At 67.6% G+C, this 14,369-nt stretch carries 16 protein-coding genes; 10 read left to right on the top strand and 6 right to left on the bottom strand.

All coding sequences use genetic code 11. The features are described 5' to 3' along the window. Positions 1–4: 4 nt before the first annotated feature. Both U5760_RS21020 and U5760_RS21015 read right to left on the bottom strand, forming a co-directional pair. On the bottom strand, positions 5–367 hold the full coding sequence (locus U5760_RS21020) for a DsrE family protein (protein ID WP_322014218.1): 363 nt from the start codon (positions 365–367) through the stop codon (positions 5–7). 77 nt (positions 368–444) lie between these two features. Further along, the gene (locus U5760_RS21015) at positions 445–705 is read right to left on the bottom strand and encodes a sulfurtransferase TusA family protein (RefSeq protein WP_322014217.1); all 261 of its coding nucleotides are present in this window, start codon (positions 703–705) and stop codon (positions 445–447) included. Positions 706–820: 115 nt separating this feature from the next. Here U5760_RS21015 and U5760_RS21010 point away from each other — a divergent pair, with 115 nt between their 5' ends. Next, a complete protein-coding gene (locus U5760_RS21010; RefSeq protein WP_322014216.1) occupies positions 821–1,030 on the top strand; it encodes a hypothetical protein in 210 nt (69 codons plus the stop codon). 9 nt (positions 1,031–1,039) lie between these two features. Here U5760_RS21010 and U5760_RS21005 read toward each other — a convergent pair whose 3' ends face one another. Beyond that, positions 1,040–1,453 (bottom strand): PPC domain-containing DNA-binding protein, encoded by a 414-nt coding sequence (locus tag U5760_RS21005; RefSeq protein WP_322014215.1) that lies wholly within the window; start codon positions 1,451–1,453, stop codon positions 1,040–1,042. Between the two features lie 60 nt (positions 1,454–1,513). After that, complete coding sequence (locus U5760_RS21000; RefSeq protein WP_322014214.1) at positions 1,514–2,374, bottom strand: LysR family transcriptional regulator; 861 nt, start codon at positions 2,372–2,374, stop codon at positions 1,514–1,516. A gap of 179 nt (positions 2,375–2,553) precedes the next feature. On the opposite strand from U5760_RS21000, the gene mdtD reads away from it, so the two are divergent. The 6 genes from mdtD (at position 2,554) to U5760_RS20970 (ending at position 10,100) form a co-directional block, all read left to right on the top strand. Then, positions 2,554–3,951 (top strand): multidrug transporter subunit MdtD, encoded by a 1,398-nt coding sequence (gene mdtD, locus U5760_RS20995; RefSeq protein ID WP_415914144.1) that lies wholly within the window; start codon positions 2,554–2,556, stop codon positions 3,949–3,951. Between the two features lie 99 nt (positions 3,952–4,050). Further along, positions 4,051–4,425: a hypothetical protein gene (locus U5760_RS20990; RefSeq protein WP_322014212.1), complete on the top strand. Its 375-nt coding sequence runs from the start codon at positions 4,051–4,053 to the stop codon at positions 4,423–4,425. After that, positions 4,422–4,637 carry a helix-turn-helix transcriptional regulator gene (locus U5760_RS20985; RefSeq protein ID WP_322014211.1) on the top strand — a complete coding sequence of 72 codons (216 nt, stop codon included), beginning with the start codon at positions 4,422–4,424 and terminating at the stop codon, positions 4,635–4,637. The genes U5760_RS20990 and U5760_RS20985 overlap by 4 nt, the downstream gene beginning before the upstream one ends. 227 nt (positions 4,638–4,864) lie before the next feature. After that, on the top strand, positions 4,865–5,437 hold the full coding sequence (locus U5760_RS20980) for a DUF2760 domain-containing protein (RefSeq protein WP_322014210.1): 573 nt from the start codon (positions 4,865–4,867) through the stop codon (positions 5,435–5,437). Continuing rightward, entirely contained in the window at positions 5,434–7,284 is a 1,851-nt protein-coding gene (locus U5760_RS20975; RefSeq protein WP_322014209.1) for an Hsp70 family protein, read from the top strand. The genes U5760_RS20980 and U5760_RS20975 overlap by 4 nt, the downstream gene beginning before the upstream one ends. Before the next feature lie 5 nt (positions 7,285–7,289). Next, on the top strand, positions 7,290–10,100 hold the full coding sequence (locus U5760_RS20970; RefSeq protein ID WP_322014208.1) for an Hsp70 family protein: 2,811 nt from the start codon (positions 7,290–7,292) through the stop codon (positions 10,098–10,100). Between the two features lie 41 nt (positions 10,101–10,141). Here the strand turns inward: U5760_RS20970 and U5760_RS20965 are convergent, their stop codons facing one another. Both U5760_RS20965 and U5760_RS20960 read right to left on the bottom strand, forming a co-directional pair. Beyond that, the gene (locus U5760_RS20965) at positions 10,142–10,588 is read right to left on the bottom strand and encodes a GNAT family N-acetyltransferase (RefSeq protein ID WP_322014207.1); all 447 of its coding nucleotides are present in this window, start codon (positions 10,586–10,588) and stop codon (positions 10,142–10,144) included. A gap of 37 nt (positions 10,589–10,625) precedes the next feature. Then, positions 10,626–11,351, bottom strand: a complete 726-nt coding sequence (locus tag U5760_RS20960) for a GNAT family protein (RefSeq protein ID WP_322014206.1) — start codon at positions 11,349–11,351, stop codon at positions 10,626–10,628. Between the two features lie 148 nt (positions 11,352–11,499). Between U5760_RS20960 and U5760_RS20955 the strand changes: the two genes are divergently transcribed. The 3 genes from U5760_RS20955 (at position 11,500) to U5760_RS20945 (ending at position 14,349) form a co-directional block, all read left to right on the top strand. Then, the gene (locus U5760_RS20955; protein ID WP_322014205.1) at positions 11,500–13,023 is read left to right on the top strand and encodes a PLP-dependent aminotransferase family protein; all 1,524 of its coding nucleotides are present in this window, start codon (positions 11,500–11,502) and stop codon (positions 13,021–13,023) included. Between the two features lie 109 nt (positions 13,024–13,132). Next, on the top strand, positions 13,133–13,570 hold the full coding sequence (locus tag U5760_RS20950) for a PRC-barrel domain-containing protein (protein WP_322014204.1): 438 nt from the start codon (positions 13,133–13,135) through the stop codon (positions 13,568–13,570). A gap of 338 nt (positions 13,571–13,908) precedes the next feature. Continuing rightward, positions 13,909–14,349, top strand: a complete 441-nt coding sequence (locus U5760_RS20945; RefSeq protein WP_322014203.1) for an SET domain-containing protein — start codon at positions 13,909–13,911, stop codon at positions 14,347–14,349. Positions 14,350–14,369: the final 20 nt, after the last annotated feature.

The raw sequence follows: 14,369 nt of genomic DNA, 5'->3' as shown, positions 1-14,369 counted from the left end.
GACTTCAGTAGCTGAGGCTCGGGCAGGCTTCGCCCATGAACTCCACCAGCATCGCGCCGCCCACGATGCGCGCGCCGGGGATCAGGTTGTTTTCGTCGAGACCGCGCTTCTTGAAGCACGGCGAGCATACGTAGATCTGGCCGCCAGCCTCGACGAAGCTCGTCATGAGCTCCTTCAGCGGCGCGAAGCCCGCTTCGTGGATGTCGTTCGCGTAGCCTGCCTGCGAGAGGCGCGTGCCCTCGATGTTGAGGAACACCACGACCTCTTTCTCGCTGGCCACGGCGGCATTGGCCACGACGAAGGCTACCGTCGCACGGTCGGTATCGTCTTTTGCCCGAGTCAAACTGACCACGAATTTTCCAGACACGATGCTCTCCTGACTTTGTGATGGGTGAAGGGAATGCAAGCGGGAATGCAAGCAATGTGCGGCCGGCGCAGGCTGTGTCAGCCCTTGGCCTGGATCCAGTAAATGCCGGCAGCCGGGTCGGTACGCAACAACTGGTGCCCGGTAATGCGGCAATACGACGGAATATCCTCGGCGGCGCCCAGATCCCGCGCCGTGAGCCGGATGATCTGGCCGGGCATCTGCCGCAGGCGCACGCGCAGCTTGAGCAGCAACTCGCCGCAGCCCATTTCGCCCGCGTCCCATTCGAAGTCGAATGCGGCACCGGTATCGTTTGCCGGCGAATTGCCCGTTGCTGTCATGGTGATTTAACGCTGGCCCGCAGTAATCGTTCCGGCCGAGTATCGCACAAGCGCGCTACCGGCTCTCCGACTTCGCCCGGCGACCGCCCGACGAGGCGCGTTTGCGCGGCGCCGCATGAAAGCGCCCATCCAGCGTTTCGATCGCCTCGGCGAAAGGTTCGAGGAACAGACTCATCGCTACCGTCGTCGAGGTTTCCGCACGCTGGTCGAGGCAGCTGAACGATTTCGCGCCCGCATCGGCAAGCGGCGTCCATACCTCGGCGGCGGCGCTTCGTCGAACGGCAACCAGGTGGTCGTGATATCGGGCATCCACTACCTTTTCTGAGCCTGCGTGCTACCGGGGAGCCTGCGAGCCGTCCGCTTCGATCTGCAACTCCAGGAAGCCTGTCTGCGGATCGACGCCGCGAGAAAAGCGATGCTCGGGCAGCAACGCGAGCAGCAGCTCGGCCGTGGTCCTCACGCGGCAGCCGCGCGCGACATGGCCGCCGAACACCTGTCCTTGCGCATCGGAAACGCTCATATGCAGGTGCGCGCCATCGGGCGATATCGAGCCCGCCAGGGTCAGTATTTCGAGGTCGCCGCGCAGTTCGGTGGGCGACTCGATGCCCGCAAAGCGCAACTGGGCGACGCTCAGGCTGCCGATGCCCTGCACGACGAAAGCCGCCTGCCAGCCGCGCTGCCGCAGCAGGTTCTCTACCGCATCGCGCAGATCGTCACCGGGAGACAGGCGTACGGGACAGGCTTGCATGGCGGTTCACCGTGAGGAAGTCGAGGTCGAGGCCCGATTATGAGCCCACGTGCTGCATAGTCACTCGCCGATCCACGACCCACGCAGGTCGCTGTCGTGCAGCAACTGCAGCAGCGTGCCCGCCGGGCGGCTGAGGCGCTTCGCCGCGAGCACGATGAACTCCACGTCGGGCAACGTGGGCAGGCTCGCTGCGTTTGCGGGCGGCACGAGTCCCCGCGCCGAAAGATACTGCGGCCGCACCGTGATCCCCAGACCGCCGCGCGCCGCCGCAATGCAGCCCGCGTGGCTGCTGCTCGTGCACACCACCTGCCAGCGAAAGTCGGTCTGGGCAAGCGTGTCGAGCACCACCGCGCGCGTCACGCTCGGCTCGGCCACGAGGATCAGCGGCAAGGGCTGCGACAGGTCCACGCGCGTCCCGGTGCGCGCGAGCCATTCCAGCCGCCCGGTGAAGAGCGGCACGCCGCGCTTGTCGCCCAGCCGCCGCTTGCCGACCATCAGGTCGATCGATCCCGCATCCAGCAGATCGTAGAGCTTGCCGGTCATGCCGATGGTGATTTCCAGCTCCACATCGGGATGCGCGTTGCGAAACGCCGCCAGCACGGTCGGCAGCGGGCCCAGCGCCACGTCGTCCGACGACCCCAGGCGCACGCGTCCCTTGAGCCGCGGCGCGCGGAACTGCGCCTCGGCGCGGTTGATGGCCTGCAAGATCGCGCTCGCATGGGCGAGCATGGCTTCGCCGTCGGGCGTCACGGCGAGCGAATGGGTGTCGCGCACGAACAGGCGCCGGCCGACTGCCTCTTCGAGGCGCCGCACGTGATCGCTCACGCTCGACTGCGTGAGCCCGAGCTGGCGCCCCGCCTCAGTGAAGCTGTGGCAGGCGGCAACCGTTGCAAACGTCTTGAGCCAGATGGGATTGAGCATGCCGCATTGTTATCGGCAACGCCGATGACAGTCAACGATCCCAGTGGGGTTCCCGATTGGTGGGAATGCTCCTAAGATGATCGAGTCCCAGAAGGTTGCGCCAACGTTCGCCTCCTGCGCGCGCAACAAGCGCCGCAAACCCTTGTCCCTTGCGGGCGGCGGCGACCCCACCTATTCAGATGAGCAAGGATTCCAGCCAGACCGCATTGCTGTGGATCGTCGCCGCAGGCTTTTTCATGCAGGCGCTCGACACCACGATCGTCAACACCGCACTGCCCTCCATCGCCCACAGCCTGGGCGTCAAGCCCCTTGTGATGCAGCCGGTGATCGTGGCCTACACGCTCACGATGGCCATGCTGACGCCCGCCTCCGGCTGGCTCGCCGACCGCTTCGGCACCCGCCGCGTCTATTTCGCGGCGATCCTGATTTTCGTGCTCGGCTCGCTCTGCTGCGCGGGCGCCCACACGCTCGGGCAGCTGGTGCTCGCACGCGTGCTGCAAGGCGTGGGCGGATCGATGCTGCTGCCTATCGGGCGGCTCGCCGTGCTGCGCAGCGTGAGCGGCGAACAATACGTTTCGGCGCTCGCGATGATCTCGGTGGCCGGTCAGGTGGGCCCGATCGTCGGGCCGACGCTGGGCGGCTGGTTCGTCGAAGCCATTTCCTGGCACTGGATCTTCCTCATCAACGTGCCGATTGGCGCAGTGGGGTTGTTCGCGGTGCAGCGCTATTTGCCGCGCACCACGAGCAGCGCCGCGCCGCCGTTCGACGTGGCCGGCTGTGCGCTGCTCTCGCTGTGCATGATTGCGTTCTCGCTCGCGGTCGACGTGCCGATGCCAACGCATCGTGCCGCGTGGTCCACCGCGCTCTTCGCGCTGGGCGTCGCCACCGCGCTCGCTTATGTACCGTATGCGCGGCGGCGCCGAAATCCGCTCTTCAAGCTCGCGCTCTTCAGCGAGCCGAATTTCAGCGTGGGGCTGATCGGCAATCTCGTGTGCCGGATCGGTTCGAGCGCCGTGCCCTTTCTCGTGCCGCTACTCATGCAGCTCGAACTCGGCTATACGCCGCTGCATTCGGGGCTGATGATGCTGCCCGCCGCGCTCGCCGGCACCGTCGCCAAGCGCTGGATCGCGCCGCTCATCCGCCGCTACGGCTACGACACGTTCCTGCTCGTCAACACGCTGATCGTCGGCAGCTCGATCGTTGCGTTCGCACTGATTTCGCGCGGCACGCCGCTCGCCGTGCAGATCGCCGTGCTGGCCATCTTCGGCGCGGCCAACTCGATGCAGTTCGCCGCCATGAACAGCATCACGCTCAAGGACCTTTCGCACGAAGATGCCGGCAGCGGCAACAGCCTCTTTTCGATGGTGCAGATGCTCGCGATGGGCCTCGGCGTGTCGATTGGCGGCGCGCTGGTCACGCTCTTCGCCGATCAGTGGGGAACGGTTGCGCTCGGTTTCCGCGCGAGCTTCGCGTGCGTCGGCGTGATTACGCTGCTCTCCGCGCTGATTTTCCGGCGCATCGACGAAGCACCGGCGGCCAGGTCAGCCGTGAAGCCGGTGGCGGCAAACGGCCGGTAGCCCTTCATCGCATGCAGGAAACATGTAAAGGACGCTTTACATATCGCCCCGCCATCGGCACAATGCTCGCCATCACAAGCGGAATGAAAGGAGCGTGCGATGAACCGGTACCGCAAGGAAATGACGGCTGCGATTGCCGCCTACTGCGTGATCCTGATGGGGTCGCTGTGGCTGCTTCGGGCTGGCGATATCGCATCGGACGCGTTGCGTACCCTGATCGCCGTCGCGCCCCTCGCTCCCGCCGTGGCCGTATGCTGGGTGATCGTCCGGCGCGTGCGGCGCCTCGACGAATTGCAGCGCCGCATCGAACTCGAATCGCTCTCCATCGCCTTTGCCGGCACCGCGCTCTTCACGTTCGGCTACGGGTTCCTGGAAAACGCGGGCTATCCGCGCCTGTCCTGGGTGATGGTCTGGCCGGTCATGGGCGCGCTCTGGATCGTCAGTTCGATTGCCTGCAGCCGGCGCTACCGATGAAAAACGAAGTCCGGCGCCTGCGCACCGAGCGCGGCTGGTCCCAGACCGAACTGGGCAACCTGCTGGGCGTCTCGCGACAGACGGTCAACGCCATCGAGAACGAACGCTACGATCCGAGCCTGCCGCTTGCCTTTGCCATCGCTCGCGCATTCGGTTGCGCCATCGAGGCGATTTTCGACGATGGCGCACCGCAACCCGGCTGCGATCGCTAGCCGGTTTCCAGCGGATTGCGGCAACTCCAGCGCTGTCTAAAAGCAGTCGCTAAGCGGGCGAAACCCGTCCCCCAAACCGCAATTTGCCCGGCTCGCCGTCACAACAAGGCAAAATAGCGGTTTTCGCGCCCGCATCGGGCGCGTCCCTTCCATGCCGGCCCCGCATCGTCCACGGAGCCGGCCCAGGCCCGCTCGCCGTACACGCGAGCCTCGAGGAGCAGTGTTTCATGACCGAACCGAATCTGTCTTTCGCCGGCCGGCTTGCCGTTGCCGTCGGATCCTTCTTTGCCATGCTCGGCGACGGCAAGCTCGCCGCGAACGTGCAGCGTCTGCGTAACGGCGAGGCCGCGCCCGTCGCCGCAGCCCCCGTCACCGCGCCGGTTGCCCCGGCCCCGGCGCCGGTGCCCGCCATCGAAGCCGCCAGCCCGGACTCCGCCCTGCAACTGCTGGGTCTCCTCCAGCGCAACGCCCGCTTCGTCGATTTCGTCGAAGAGGACATCGCCGGTTATTCGGACGCCGACATCGGCGCCGCCGCGCGCCTCGTCCACGATGGCTGCCGCACGACGCTGCGCGAGCACTTCACGATCCGCCCCGTACGCGACGAATCCGAAGGCAGCCGCATCACGCTGCCCGAAGGCTTCGACGCCACGGCTGTGCGCCTCACCGGCAACGTGGTGGGCGCAGCGCCCTTCTCGGGCAGCATCGCCCATCGCGGCTGGCGCGTCACCGACGTGAAGCTGCCCAGGCTCATCAAGACCCACGACGTCACCGTGATCGCCCCGGCCGAGGTGGAGCTATGAGCGAGCCGCGTTTTTCCATCGGCATCGACCTCGGCACGACCCACTCGGCGCTGTCTTACGTCGATCTCGCCACAAGCGACGGCGAGAAAACGAACCAGGGCGTACTGCCCATCGCGCAGCTCACGGCGCCGGGCACACTGGAAACGCCGAATCTGCTGCCCTCGTTCCTGTACCTGCCGCACCCGGGCGAACTCACGCCCGGCGACCTCACGCTGCCGTGGACGGCGAGCCGCGACTACGCCGTAGGCGAGCTCGCGCGCAGCCGCGGTGCGGGCACGCCCATTCGTCTCGTTTCGAGCGCGAAAAGCTGGCTCTGCCACCCAGGCGTGGATCGCCGCGCCGGCATCCTGCCGAACGACGCGCCGCCCGAAGTGGTGCGCGTCTCGCCGCTCGAAAGCTCGGTGCGGTATCTCACGCATCTGCGCGAGGCTTGGGACCACGCGCATCCGGAAGCGCCCTTCGCCGAACAGGACGTGACCGTCACGATCCCGGCCTCGTTCGATCCGGCCGCACGCGAATTGACGGCCGAAGCCGCCCAGGCCGCGGGCTACACGCGCATGACCCTGCTGGAAGAGCCGCAGGCTGCGCTCTATAGCTGGATCCAGAAGAGCGGCGGCGCCTGGCGCAAGGACGTGAAGGTCGGCGACATCATTCTCGTCGTCGACGTGGGCGGCGGCACGACCGACCTCTCGCTGATCGCCGTGATCGAACGCGAAGGCAATCTCGAACTGCATCGCGTGGCCGTGGGCGACCACATCCTGCTCGGCGGCGACAACATGGACCTCGCGCTCGCGCACGGGGTCGCGCGCAAGCTGGCCGCGCAGGGCACGCAGGCCGATCCGTGGCAGTTGCGTGCGCTCACCTATGCGTGCCGCGCCGCCAAGGAAACGCTACTGAACGACCCGGCCGCCGACACGGTGCCGCTCGTCGTGCCGAGCCGCGGTTCGAAGCTGATCGGCGGCTCGATCCGCACGGAGCTCACGCGCACCGAACTCACGCAGACGATCCTCGAAGGTTTCTTCCCGCTCGTGGAAGCGTCGGCGCGGCCCGTGAGCCGCGCACGCGTGGGTCTCACGCAATTGGGCCTGCCGTACGCACAGGACGCGGGCATCACGCGCCATCTGGCTGCGTTCCTCGGCAAGCAGCTGGGCGCGCTCGCGGATCTGGCGGGCCTGCCGGCCTCGGTGACCGCGGCCACTGAAGGAGCGAGCTTCCTGCATCCCACCGCCGTGCTCTTCAACGGCGGCGTGTTCAAGTCCGAACTGCTCGCCAATCGCGTGCTCGACACGCTCAACGGCTGGCTCGCGGCAGACGGCGCGGCTCCCGCCCGACTCCTCGGCGGCGCCGATCTCGACCTCGCCGTGGCACGCGGCGCAGCCTATTACGGCTACGTGAAGCGCGGCCGGGGCGTGCGCATTCGCGGCGGCACGGCACGCGCGTATTACGTGGCGATCGAATCGGCCATGCCGGCCGTGCCCGGGCTCGAACCGCCCGTCTCCGCGCTGTGCGTCGCGCCCTTCGGCATGGAAGAAGGCACCGACGCGGCACTGCCGCCGCAGGAGTTCGGCCTCGTGGTGGGCGAACCGGTGCATTTCCGTTTCTTCGGCTCATCGGTGCGCCGCCAGGATCAGGTGGGCACGATGCTCGACTACTGGTCGCCCGAGGAACTCCAGGAGCTGGAGGAAATCCAGGCCACGCTGCCCACCGCGGGCCGCACGCCCGGCGACGTCGTTCCGGTGCGCCTGCACGCGCGCGTGACCGAAGCGGGCACGCTGGAACTCGAAGCGATCCCGACCGGCAGCGACGAGCGCTGGAAAGTCGAATTCGACGTGCGCGGCAACGCCTGACGCCGATGAAGCAGTACGTCGTCGGCATCGACCTCGGGACGAGCAACACGGTCGTGGCCTACGTCGAGGCCGGCGGCAAGACGATCCGCGTCTTCGACGTCGATCAGCTCACCGGCCCCGGCGAGGTGGGCGCGGCACCGCTCCTGCCTTCCGCCCGCTATCACCCGGCGGCGGGCGAGCTCGCGCCCGAAAGCGTGAAATTGCCTTGGAGTCCTGACGAACCCTCCGGCGCACCGGCTCCCGTCATCGGCCGCTTTGCGCGCATGCTGGGCGCGCAGGTGCCGGGCAGACTCGTCAGCAGTGCGAAGAGCTGGCTCTCGCACACGGCCGTGGACCGCCTCGCGCCGATCCTGCCCTGGGGCGCCGCGGACGACGTCGCCCGCGTCTCGCCCGTGACCGCGAGCGCGAGCTACCTCGCGCACGTGCGCGCCGCATGGAACCGGCGCTTTCCGCAGGCTCCGCTCGAAACCCAGGACGTGGTGCTCACCGTGCCCGCCTCCTTCGACGACGGTGCACGCGCGCTCACGCTGGAGGCCGCGCGGCTGGCCGGCCTGCCGGCGCTGCGCCTGCTCGAAGAACCGCAGGCCGCGCTCTACGACTGGCTGTACCACCATCGCGCGACGCTCGACGCCGAACTGGCCGGCACACGGCTGGTGCTCGTCTGCGACGTGGGCGGCGGCACGACCGACCTCACGCTCGTCAAGGTGGAGCAGGAACATGGCGAGCCGCGTCTCACGCGCATCGGCGTGGGCAACCACCTGATGCTCGGCGGCGACAACATGGATCTCGCGCTCGCGCATCTTGCCGAGTCGCGGCTTGCCGGCTCACAAGCCGGCGAAGCACGGCTTTCGGCCGCGAGCCTTTCGCAACTCGTGGAACGATGCCGGGCCGCCAAAGAGCAGCTACTCGACGAAGCGGCGCCCGCCAGCGTGCCGATCACGCTGCTCGGCGCGGGTTCGCGCCTGATCGGCGGCGCGCGGACCACGCATCTCGCGCGCGAAGAAGTCGAGCAGGTAGTGGTGGACGGCTTCTTCCCGCAGGGCGAGGCGAGCGACCTGCCGCGCCGCGCGCGGGCGGCCCTCGTCGAATTCGGGCTGCCTTATGCGGCCGATCCGGCCGTTACGCGCCACGTAGCGGCCTTTCTCGCCCGCTTCGCCGCACAGTCGCGCGAAGCGTTGGACGACGCACCGGACAATACACAAGCGCTGCCCGTGCCGGACACGCTGCTGCTGAACGGCGGCGTGTTCCGCGCCCGCGCGCTCGCCTCGCGGCTCGCGCAGACGCTGGGCGCCTGGCGCGGCCAGCCGCTCAAGGTGCTCAACAACGATCAGCCCGATATTGCCGTCGCACGCGGCGCGGTGGCCTACGCACTCGCGCGTGCGGGCGAGGCGCCGCGCATCGGCGGGGGCTCTCCGCGCAGCTACTTTCTCGTGCTCGACCCTGCGGCGGACGAGGCACCGCGCGGCATCTGCCTGCTGCCGCGCGGCACCGAAGAAGCCCACGAAGTTCATCTCGACGAGCGCGTGTTCGCGCTGCGCCTCGGAGCGCCGGTGCAGTTCCACCTCGTCTCCACGGTAGCCGACACGACATGGCGCCCAGGCGAACTGGCCGATGTGTCCTCCGCCGATTTCGTGCGCCTGCCGCCGCTTGCGACCGTCGTGCCGCAAGATCGCGCGGACGGCGCACGCGAGCGCGAAGTCAGGCTCATGACCTCGCTCTCGGAACTCGGCACGCTCGAAGTGCACTGCATCGCAACGGACGACCCGTCGCAGCGCTGGCTGCTGGAATTCCAGCTTCGGCGCGACGATCCCCAAGGGGCGATGGGCAACACGAACGACAACGGCGAAGCGGACGAGGCAACGCGCCACCCCTCGCTCGACGCGGCGGTTGCCCTGATCGACCGCGTGTTCGGACCGCCCTCGGCCAAAGGCGACGCGAAGGACGTGAAACGCCTGCGCACGCAGCTCGAACAATACTTGGGCCCGCGCGAAAGCTGGGACGGCGCGCTGCTGCGCGCGCTCTTCGGCGCGCTCTGGGAGCGGGCGGGACGGCGCCGGCGCTCGGCCGATCACGAGCGCCTGTGGCTGAATCTCGCGGGCTGGTGCGTGCGCCCGGGCTTCGGCTACCCGCTCGACGAATGGCGCGTGGAGCAACTCTGGACGCTCTTCGACGACGGCATCCAGCACGTCAACGACAGCCAGGTCTGGTCGGAATGGTGGACCCTCTGGCGCCGCACGGCCGGCGGCCTTTCCGAAGCGGATCAGCAGCAGGTGCTGGCCGCGATGGACTGGCTCGAAGCGGCAGCGGTATCGAAGCGCAACAAGCTGCCCTTCGATCCGGCGAAGCTCGGCCACGCCGACATGATCCGGCTCTACGCATCGCTCGAGCATATCGCCGTCGCTCGCAAGATCGAGATCGCGGAGAAGCTCATCGGACGGCTCGAAGCGTCGTCGGAAAACCCGCAGAGCTGGTGGGCCGTGGGGCGCATGGGCGCGCGCCTGCCGTTCTATGGCAGCGCGCATGGCGTGGTGCCGCCCGACGTGGCGGTGCGCTGGCTCGACAAGCTGCTCGCGCAGAACTGGCGCAAGGTCGAGCCCGCGATGTTCGCCGCCGTGCAGATCGCCCGCATGACCGGCGATCGCTCGCGCGACCTGCCGGACGCGGCACGGGAAGCCGTCCTGCGCAAACTCGCGGCGGCCAATGCGCCGGCCGCGTGGCTCGCCATGGTGCGCGAAGTGGTGGCGCTCGACAACGCCGACACCGGACGCATTTTCGGCGAATCGCTGCCGGCGGGGTTGAAGCTGATCGGCGCTTGAAAAACCGGCGCCAAGACCGGCGCAAAAGCCGCCGCGACCGCTCAGAACGAAAGACGGTAACGCACGAAGTCGTCGGCTTCGGCAAATTCGTCGTAAAGCTTGCGCGCCGGATTGCCGGCGCGCGTATGCCAGTAGAGCCGCGACCAGCCGCGCGCTTTCGCGAGGTCCACGAGATCCTCGATCAGGGCGCGGCCGATGCCCTGCCCGCGACAATCCGGATCGACGAACAAATCCTCCAGATAGCAGACGGGCGAGAGCACCCAGGTGCCTTCGTGCAGGACACTCGCGCTAAACCCCACGCAATGGCCCGCGCGCACCGCCACGCGGCCAATCAGCGGCGAAGCGGGGTCCACGATGCGCCGCCACGTGTGGTCCGTGACCCCGGGCGCCACGGTCTCTTCGTAGAACGCGTTGTAGCCAGCCCAGAGGCAGCGCCAGCCGGCCTCGTCGGCGGGCGCCGCTGCGCGGATTTCGATGGCGTCGCTCATCTTTTTTGTGCGCTGTTTTGCGTCCTCTTTTGCGTCTTCAAGCCGCGGCCTTTTCGCGCGCCCGCAGATCGGCAAGCGAAATCCGCTGCCGCCCTTCGTCGTCGAAGTTCGAGTCCGCGAGCCATGCGCCGAAAGCACGCTGGTTGAGCGGCCATTCGCTGTCGAGAATCGAGAACCACGCCGTATCGCGGTTACGCCCCTTGTAGACGATCGCCTGGCGGAAAATCCCCTCGAAGGTGAAACCAAGCCGCCCGGCGGTCGTGCGCGACGGCCCGTTCAGACTGTCGCATTTCCATTCGTAGCGCCGATAGCCGAGCGTATCGAAGACGTAGGCCATCAGCAGATACTGCGCCTCGGTCGAAAGACGCGTCTGCTTGAGCAGCGGCGAAAACACCACGTGCCCCACTTCGATCACGCCGTTGGCCGGATCCTGACGCATCAGCGAAAGCGAACCGACGGCCCGGCCCGACCCCAGGTCGATCACCGCGTAGTGTCGCGGATCGGTGCTTTGCGCGGCGGCCGCCGCGTACGCGCGGAAATCCTCCACGCGCTCGAACGGTCCCACGCCCAGGTAGGTCCAGCCGCGCTGGTCGGGCCCGCTGCGCCAGGCCGCGAAGAGATCGTCGGCGTGACGCGCGGCGTCGAGCGGCTCCAGACGGCACCACTTGCCGGTGAGCGTAAGGGGTTCGGGCTTCGCGCGCGGCGTCCAGCCGGGCACGCACTCACCGACGGGCTGCCCGAATTCGTTGAGGTGCTGAGTCAAGGACTTCTCCCGCAAATGTGATGAGACCGTGTGCTAGATTACGCGCTGCGTGGCTCTCATGGAGGATCCACGTTTCAGCATTTCGATGGTGCCACGACTGCCCCGCGCTCCACCTCGCCCTCAACCGCGCGCAATACGCTCCGCCCTCATGCACCCGACCGACGACGCAACCGACCCGCTGGTGGATTTCCTGCTCGAAGCGCCGCTCGTGCGGGACCGCGAGGGCGAATCGCTGCAACGGCAACTGCTTCAACGCATCCGCAGCGGCATTCTCGACGGGCGGCTGCCCTCGGGCTGCCGCCTGCCGGGTTCGCGCACACTGGCGGCGGCGATTGGCGTCTCGCGCAACAGCGTGACGGCGGCCTACGACCTGCTCAGCGCCGAGGGTTATATCGAACTGAGCCGGCAAGGCACGCGCGTCGCCGCGATGGCGCGAACGAAGCAAGGCCGCCATGCACGCCGCAGCACGCCGGCGCCGGTGATCGCGACGCGCGGCGCGAGCATTCGCCAAAGCTGGCAGGGCGGCCCGGACACCCTTGCCTTTCGTCCCGGCGTGCCCGCGCTCGGCCGATTCCCGCTCGGCGTGTGGAAGCGCTGCCTCGATCGCGCCATCACGTCGGGCGGTGCGAGCGCCATGGGCTACGGCGTGCCGCAGGGAGAAGAAGCGTTGCGCGCGGCCATCCTGCATCACCTGGCGGTCGCGCGCGGCGTGCGTGCCGAACCCGAACAGGTCGTGATCACCGAAGGCGCCCAGGAAGCGCTGGCGCTGTGCGTGCGGCTCCTCACCAACCCCGGCGATACGGCCTGGGTGGAAGACCCTGGCTATCGCGGCGCGCAAACGGCGTTTCTCTGCGGCGACCTGAACGTGGTCCCGGTACGCGTGGACGCCGACGGACTGCGGGCGAGCGCCGATGCCTGGGCCAAAGAAACGCCGCGCCTCATCTACACCACGCCCTCGCACCAGTACCCCACGGGCGCGGTGTTGCCGGCACCGCGCCGGCTCGATCTCATCGACAAGGCGCGTGCGCACGGCGCCTGGATCATCGAAGACGACTACGACAGCGAATTCCGCCGCTCTGGCGAACTCGTCGGCGCGATGCAGGGCCTCGTGCCGCATGCGTCGGTGCTCTATATCGGCACCTTCAGCAAGACGCTGTTTCCCGCGCTGCGCCTCGGTTTCCTCGTGCTGCCCGAAGCGCTCGCGCCACGGGCGCTGCCGCTCCTCGGCGAACTCCTGCGCGGCGGCCATCGCCACGAGCAGCTCGCGCTGGCCGAGTTCATTCTGAGCGGGCAGTTCGGCCGGCATCTGGGACGCATGCGCCGGCTTTATCGCAGCCGGCGCGATCTGCTGCAGGCAGCGCTCGCGCGACATCTGGACGTGCCCCATACGGTGACGGGCGGCGACAGCGGCATGCACCTCACCGTGCGGTTGCCTCCCGCATTCGACGACCAGCGCATCGCAAACGCCGCGCGCCGCTACGACATGGCGCCTGCGCCGCTGTCGCGCTTCGCGTTGCGGCCGCGGCCCGAAGACAATGGCCTCGTGCTGGGGTATGGCAACACGTCGGAATCGCTGTTCGAGCCGCTCGTGCAGAGACTGGCGAAAGTGGTCAGGGCGAATGGTAAGGAATCCGATCAGGCGGTCGCGCCGCAAGCGGGTCGCGCACTTTGAACGCAGTCTTTTCAGGAACCCGCTAAGATGACGGACCGCTGCACGAACCCGGTACATCACGCTATGCGGGTTCGCAGTCGCCGTCCTTTTCTAACAGGAGCACAACAAAATGGACTTCCGCAAGACGATGTTGGCAGCAGCAGTGATGGCCGCAGCTATCGGCAGCAGCAGCGCCTACGCGCAGATCGCAGGCTCGCAGCCGCTGAGCGTGACGGTCGAACAGTCGCAGGCCCTGCTCGAAGGCTGGAGCGTGAAGAAGAGCGTGCTCGGCAAGCCCGTGTACAACGACGACAACATCAAGGTCGGCGTGGTGCGCGACCTGATCATCGCGCCGGACGGTTCGGTGTCGGCGGCCATCGTCTCGGCGGGCGGCTTCCTCGGCGTCGGCGTACATGACGTGGCCGTGCCCATCGCTTCGCTCGACGTGCGCAAGGGCAATCTCTATCTGCCGGGCGCCACTAAGGAAGCGCTGAAGGCCACGCCGGCCTTCCAGTACGCGAAGGTGCAATCGCCGCCGAAGCCGAAGCAGGACGACATCAAGCACTAAGCAGCGTTCGCTGTACCCGTTGTGCTTGCGCGGCGCCCCGGTCCCGGACCGGCGCGCCGCGCGTCATTTCTGGCCTCTGCTTTTGAGTTATCGCCGAGATTAAATCCGGCGTTAATAATCAGTTATACGAATCAATTTTCCAGCTTCAATCCCTTCGTGAACGGTTTGCTGGGGCGACTAATCTCATCACCTGCCGCTCCGGAATGCACCAACGATGTGCGTCCCGTCGCCACACCAGAGTGCATCCGCAATGGTCTGAAACAAACGCCTCGCGAGTGTCACACTCACGCGAATATTGCACACCTATACTGCGTGCAATCGACATGCGCGTACCCATCATGAGACGAGTCACCGTACACCGCTCCCCCGTTCACGGCCGGGGCGTTTTTGCCTTGCGTGCGCTGCGCGCCGGCGAGCGCATCTTCGAATATCGCGGCAAGCTGACCACCTGGCGGGAAGCGGCGCGCCACTGGCAGGCGCGCGGCGACTGCGCGCACACTTTTCTGTTCGGCCTCTCGGACGGGCGCGTGATCGACGGCGGCCGCGGCGGCAATGGCGCCCGCTGGCTCAATCACGCCTGCGCGGCGAACTGCGAAACCATCGAGATCGACGGCCGCATCTTCATCGACGCGGTCTGCGATATCGGCGCCGGCGAAGAACTGTTCATCGACTACGCCCTGGAACTCGAACCCGGCACGCCCGACGAAACCCGGCGGCTGTATGTCTGCCGCTGCGGCTCAGGCGGATGTCGCGGCACGATGCTCGGCGCCGGCGCATAGGACCGCAAGCGTTCTACGCG

It is taken from the genome of Paraburkholderia sp. J12 (genome assembly GCF_905220215.1).
Classification (GTDB): Bacteria; Pseudomonadota; Gammaproteobacteria; order Burkholderiales; family Burkholderiaceae; genus Paraburkholderia.
Note: the sequence above shows the minus strand (reverse complement) of the source record. Positions and strands in the feature narration are given on the sequence as shown.

Excerpts from the sequence above, each read along its gene's own strand:
- U5760_RS21015 (WP_322014217.1), bottom strand. The coding sequence starts at position 705 with ATGACAGCAACGGGCAATTCGCCGGCAAACGATACCGGTGCCGCATTC.
- U5760_RS21010 (WP_322014216.1), top strand. The coding sequence starts at position 821 with ATGAAAGCGCCCATCCAGCGTTTCGATCGCCTCGGCGAAAGGTTCGAG.
- U5760_RS21005 (WP_322014215.1), bottom strand. The coding sequence starts at position 1,453 with ATGCAAGCCTGTCCCGTACGCCTGTCTCCCGGTGACGATCTGCGCGAT.
- U5760_RS21000 (WP_322014214.1), bottom strand. The coding sequence starts at position 2,374 with ATGCTCAATCCCATCTGGCTCAAGACGTTTGCAACGGTTGCCGCCTGC.
- mdtD (WP_415914144.1), top strand. The coding sequence starts at position 2,554 with ATGAGCAAGGATTCCAGCCAGACCGCATTGCTGTGGATCGTCGCCGCA.
- U5760_RS20990 (WP_322014212.1), top strand. The coding sequence starts at position 4,051 with ATGAACCGGTACCGCAAGGAAATGACGGCTGCGATTGCCGCCTACTGC.
- U5760_RS20985 (WP_322014211.1), top strand. The coding sequence starts at position 4,422 with ATGAAAAACGAAGTCCGGCGCCTGCGCACCGAGCGCGGCTGGTCCCAG.
- U5760_RS20980 (WP_322014210.1), top strand. The coding sequence starts at position 4,865 with ATGACCGAACCGAATCTGTCTTTCGCCGGCCGGCTTGCCGTTGCCGTC.
- U5760_RS20975 (WP_322014209.1), top strand. The coding sequence starts at position 5,434 with ATGAGCGAGCCGCGTTTTTCCATCGGCATCGACCTCGGCACGACCCAC.
- U5760_RS20970 (WP_322014208.1), top strand. The coding sequence starts at position 7,290 with ATGAAGCAGTACGTCGTCGGCATCGACCTCGGGACGAGCAACACGGTC.
- U5760_RS20965 (WP_322014207.1), bottom strand. The coding sequence starts at position 10,588 with ATGAGCGACGCCATCGAAATCCGCGCAGCGGCGCCCGCCGACGAGGCC.
- U5760_RS20955 (WP_322014205.1), top strand. The coding sequence starts at position 11,500 with ATGCACCCGACCGACGACGCAACCGACCCGCTGGTGGATTTCCTGCTC.
- U5760_RS20950 (WP_322014204.1), top strand. The coding sequence starts at position 13,133 with ATGGACTTCCGCAAGACGATGTTGGCAGCAGCAGTGATGGCCGCAGCT.
- U5760_RS20945 (WP_322014203.1), top strand. The coding sequence starts at position 13,909 with ATGAGACGAGTCACCGTACACCGCTCCCCCGTTCACGGCCGGGGCGTT.